This window comes from Streptococcus infantis, assembly GCF_047464155.1.
In the GTDB taxonomy this organism is placed as follows: Bacteria; Bacillota; Bacilli; order Lactobacillales; family Streptococcaceae; genus Streptococcus; species Streptococcus infantis_U.
This window is the reverse complement of sequence record NZ_JASHCL010000008.1, coordinates 1-526: the sequence shown is the minus strand read 5'-3', so window position 1 is coordinate 526 and position 526 is coordinate 1. Positions and strand designations below refer to the sequence as shown.

Sequence of the window (526 nt, the reverse complement as noted above, 5' to 3'; positions counted from 1 at the left end):
CCGGAAGTAGTTGGGGGTTGCCCCCTGTGAGATATGGAAGTCGCTTAGCTCGAGGGAGTTTAGCTCAGCTGGGAGAGCATCTGCCTTACAAGCAGAGGGTCAGCGGTTCGATCCCGTTAACTCCCATTTAAGCGGGTGTAGTTTAGTGGTAAAACTACAGCCTTCCAAGCTGTTGTCGCGAGTTCGATTCTCGTCACCCGCTTTGAACTTTTGTTCAAATACCAAGTTTTTAACTTGGGCGCGTAGCTCAGGTGGTTAGAGCGCACGCCTGATAAGCGTGAGGTCGGTGGTTCGAGTCCACTCGTGCCCATTTTTTATAAATATGGTCCGTTGGTCAAGGGGTTAAGACACCGCCTTTTCACGGCGGTAACACGGGTTCGAATCCCGTACGGACTATTTTGATGGAGGATTACCCAAGTCCGGCTGAAGGGAACGGTCTTGAAAACCGTCAGGCGTGTAAAAGCGTGCGTGGGTTCGAATCCCACATCCTCCTTTATTTATTATTAACGCGGGATGGAGCAGCTCG

The 526-nt window shown here is 51.1% G+C and carries 5 tRNA genes; all 5 read left to right on the top strand.

Features of this window, described 5'->3' with window-relative positions:
- Nucleotides 1–53 precede the first annotated feature (53 nt).
- The 5 genes from QM810_RS09360 to QM810_RS09340 all read left to right on the top strand — a co-directional run bounded on the left by QM810_RS09360 (nucleotide 54) and on the right by QM810_RS09340 (nucleotide 493).
- A tRNA-Val gene (locus QM810_RS09360) sits at nucleotides 54–126 on the top strand.
- A 5-nt stretch (nucleotides 127–131) separates the two neighbouring features.
- Nucleotides 132–202: transfer RNA gene (locus QM810_RS09355), tRNA-Gly, on the top strand.
- A gap of 34 nt (nucleotides 203–236) precedes the next feature.
- Nucleotides 237–310: transfer RNA gene (locus tag QM810_RS09350), tRNA-Ile, on the top strand.
- A gap of 14 nt (nucleotides 311–324) precedes the next feature.
- Nucleotides 325–396: transfer RNA gene (locus QM810_RS09345), tRNA-Glu, on the top strand.
- A 7-nt stretch (nucleotides 397–403) separates the two neighbouring features.
- Nucleotides 404–493, top strand: a tRNA-Ser gene (locus QM810_RS09340).
- Nucleotides 494–526 lie beyond the last annotated feature (33 nt).